This is a genomic window from Photobacterium phosphoreum (genome assembly GCF_002954725.1).
GTDB lineage: Bacteria > Pseudomonadota > Gammaproteobacteria > Enterobacterales > Vibrionaceae > Photobacterium > Photobacterium phosphoreum.
In genome coordinates, this window is sequence record NZ_MSCQ01000001.1 from 2676440 (window position 1) to 2678980 (window position 2541).

Annotated in this window: 2 protein-coding genes; both read left to right on the forward strand. The window is 38.3% G+C overall.

Going from position 1 to position 2541, the window contains the following annotated elements; translation table 11 throughout:
• On the forward strand, positions 1-421 hold a 421-nt coding region (locus BTO21_RS11890), incomplete at its 5' end, for an Orn/Lys/Arg family decarboxylase (protein ID WP_477646129.1).
• 737 nt (positions 422-1158) lie between these two features.
• Positions 1159-2484 (forward strand): putrescine-ornithine antiporter, encoded by a 1326-nt coding sequence (gene potE, locus BTO21_RS11895; protein WP_105026806.1) that lies wholly within the window; start codon positions 1159-1161, stop codon positions 2482-2484.
• The last annotated feature ends 57 nt before the right edge of the window (positions 2485-2541 follow it).

The window sequence follows — 2541 nt, forward strand, 5'->3', positions numbered from 1 at the left end:
CGCTTCTGCTCCAGAAGTTTACCGCGGTCTTGGTCTTAAAGATCTTGGTAACAAGATGTTTGAATACCTAGTACGTCATAACCCAAGCCAAGTACTGAACCACGCTTACTCAAGCCTTCCAGTAATGGAAGTGAAACCACGTACTGCTTACCAGTTCGTAGTATCTGATGACGTTGAGTTAGTGGCTTCTGATAAACTTGTTGGCCGCGTTGCAGCGAACTCTGTTATCCCTTACCCACCAGGCATCCCAATGCTAATGGGTGGCGAAAACTTCGGTGATGATACAAGTCCTCAAATCCAGTACTTGAAAGCACTAGAAGCATGGGATGCTGAATTCCCTGGTTTCGAACACGAAACTGAAGGCGCAGAAATCGAAGACGGTAAATACCACGTTCTTTGTATCAAAAAAGAAGCACTATAATCGCCTAACGCGATAATGTGACTCTCTTATCAATCCCTCGCTACTATAGCGGGGGATTTTTTTATCCCCAACGTTATAGCCTTTCTTCAATATTACCGCTCAATGTATACGTAAAAAGCATAGGCAACCAAGCGACTCAGTAATCAATACAATAACCACACAGCAACATACCTAACAAGCATATTTTAATGCATTAAAGCTACATAAAAAATAATACAAGTTAAGTATTTCTTAAATACAAGTTAAAAAAATATATTCATTATATCGAGTGAATATAGTTCCACATTTAATGAATAGTTATATTTAATGGTTTAATTGTTTTGTGTGATGATTACCACCCAGTGAGAATTTTAACTCATTGTAAACAATCACTTTTAGATTTTAATATTTTTCTTAATATCATTATTTTATCAAAAACATCAAAAAAATGGTCGAATAATGATACTAAATACAAATTTGATCACTAAAAATGCAATGCTTTATTCCGTTTTTACGGTTTTATTTTTACGAAAACAGCGCATTATATGTCTCGTAAAGGGGATTAATCATTCGCTTTAAAATATAGTTCTTAATTGCTAAGAGTTATATTTTAATTATTTTATAATAAATAAAATAAAATAATTAAACTTCCTTACTTATATAATAAATAATTCACCATGGATGTGGTTTTATTTAAATTAAGATAAACCCTATTTTTAATTATGGTTTATATCCCTTCCTAATAACAGGTGAATATAATGTCATCAGATACTGGCACTAAAAAAATGGGCCTTGTCGGCTTAACTGTACTTGTTGCAGTTAACATGATGGGTTCCGGTATTATCATGCTACCAGCAAGCTTGGCGCAAGTTGGTGCAATCTCAATGTTGTCTTGGGTTGTTACTGCGTTAGGCGCAATGTGTATTGCTTATACATTCGCTAAATGTGGTGCATTTTGTAAACGCTCTGGCGGTATGTCAGCTTACGCAGAAGAAGCACACGGTAAATCATCTTTCTTTATCTCTTCTTACACTTACTACGTGTGTTTGGTCATTAGCTGTGTTGCTATTGCCGTTTCTGCTTTAGGCTACATCAAACCGTTTATGCCTTGGCTTGATACGCCGATGCACACTTTTTACGGTGTTGTGGCTATTCTTATCTTCACAATGGTGGCTAACTTTGGCGGTGCGAAAATCACTGGTCAAATCTCAGCATTCACTGTTTGGGGTATTATTATTCCTGTAGCTGGTCTATCTATCATCGGTTGGTGGTGGTTCGATCCACAAACATTCATGAGCGCATGGAACCCACACCACGACACAACAATGCACTCAGTATCTTCTGGTGTTGCACTGACTTTATGGGCTTTCCTAGGTATTGAATCTGCGGGCGCTAACTCTGATGCAGTTGAAAACCCAGAGCGTAACGTACCATTAGCAGTATTGTTCGGTACTGGTTTCGCAGCCATTGTTTACATTGCTTCTACTGGTGTTATCCAAGGTATTATTCCAAACTCAGAACTTGCAGCATCAACGGCTCCATTTGGTTTAGTATTCAGCCACATGTTTAACCCTACTGTTGGTAACATCGTTACTATTGCAGCGGTTATCGCATGTATCGGCTCACTACTTGGCTGGCAGTTCACTAACGCACAGGTTTCTAAAGCAGCAGCAGATGAAGGTCTATTCCCTCAAATCTTTGCTAAAACCAACAAAGCAGGCGTGCCCGTTGCAGGTATGTTAATCATGTTAGCAGCTGAAATTATCCTTGCGGTAATGACTATCTCTCCTAACTTGATCAGCCAGTTCAACGCGCTATTGAACCTTGCAGTATTTATTAACATGGTACCTTACATCCTATCGATGACAGGTCTTGAAGTACTACTTCGCAAGAACATGGTATCTAAAAAGCAATACCGTCTTGGTGCAACTGTGGGTACATTAGCTGTTCTTTACAGTATCTATGGTGTGTATGCTTGTGGTGCAACCGCAGTATTTGGCGGTACCATCTTGACACTACTTGGTTATATCTTCTACGGCTTCATCGCCGCTCGTGATACTAAACCAGAAGTAAAAGCAAACTAATTTAAAGATTTAATAAATTCGATATTAAAGAAATTTATTAATAACTCGCTAGAACGG